Below are 1,060 nucleotides of genomic sequence, written 5' to 3'. Positions count from 1 at the left end.
TGTCGGTCGCCAAACTTGGATCGGCACTGAACTCCGTACCTACAAGGTTCAATCCTGTACCAGCGGTATACTGCGTATCGGTATCCAATGAACTTGCTGTTACAAATTCCCAATCCGTACCATTCCATTGTATTAAATCTCCCGAAGCCGAACCTGCCGTTATATTCTCTAAACCTACAGCATCATCTGCCAACTCATTGTTTGTAATTCCATCAGCAGCAACTGCCAATGTATAGGGAACTGCTTGAGAACCATCTCCGGAACGGGTCAATGTACTGTTACCACCGGTAACCCCAACGACTTCATTTCCTATTACCCCATCATTCTCCGTAACCGTTACTGATCCTAAATCCACTAAGGTCCAATCAGTTCCGTCCCACTGCATTACTTGACCTAAAGCGTTACCATCAGCTAATTTACTAAGAGTTACTGCATCGTTTAATATATTACTGCTTTGAACTGCATTATCTGCTAGCTCAGTATTGGTAATTCCATTTGGTGCTACACTGAACTCCGTACCTACAAGGTTCAATCCTGTACCAGCGGTATACTGCGTATCGGTATCCAACGCCCCTAAATTCACCGTTTCGTTTGCAGCGCCATCTTGTGTAAGCGTTAATATAGAAGTTCCGCCATCGAAAGTCAATCCAGTCACCGATTCGTTACCGATAACCTTGTCAAGATCCAATGCCTCGCTTGCCGTGATAGCATCCGACAACTCCGTGTCGGTCGCCAAACTTGGATCGGCACTGAACTCCGTACCTACAAGGTTCAATCCTGTACCAGCGGTATACTGCGTATCGGTATCCAATGAACTTATATTAATCGTCTGGTCCGTATTTCCACCTTCCGATATAGTCAATACAGCTCCATCAAAAGCCAATCCTGTAATAGTTTCGTTACCGATAACCTTATCTAGATCCAATGCCTCGCTTGCCGTGATAGCATCCGACAACTCAATGTCAGTCGCCAAACTTGGATCGGCACTGAACTCCGTACCTACAAGGTTCAATCCTGTACCAGCGGTATACTGCGTATCGGTATCCAATGAACTTATATT

General features: G+C 45.3%; 1 protein-coding gene. It reads right to left on the bottom strand.

Annotated elements, in window-relative coordinates; all coding sequences use genetic code 11:
• Positions 1-1,060: hypothetical protein (locus DFQ03_RS18765; RefSeq protein ID WP_166637432.1), on the bottom strand; the 1,060-nt coding region annotated here is incomplete at both ends.

The organism is Maribacter caenipelagi, assembly GCF_004364175.1.
Taxonomy (GTDB): Bacteria; Bacteroidota; Bacteroidia; order Flavobacteriales; family Flavobacteriaceae; genus Maribacter; species Maribacter caenipelagi.
The sequence above is the reverse complement of the archived record's forward strand: the minus strand, read 5'-3'. Positions and strand labels throughout refer to the sequence as shown.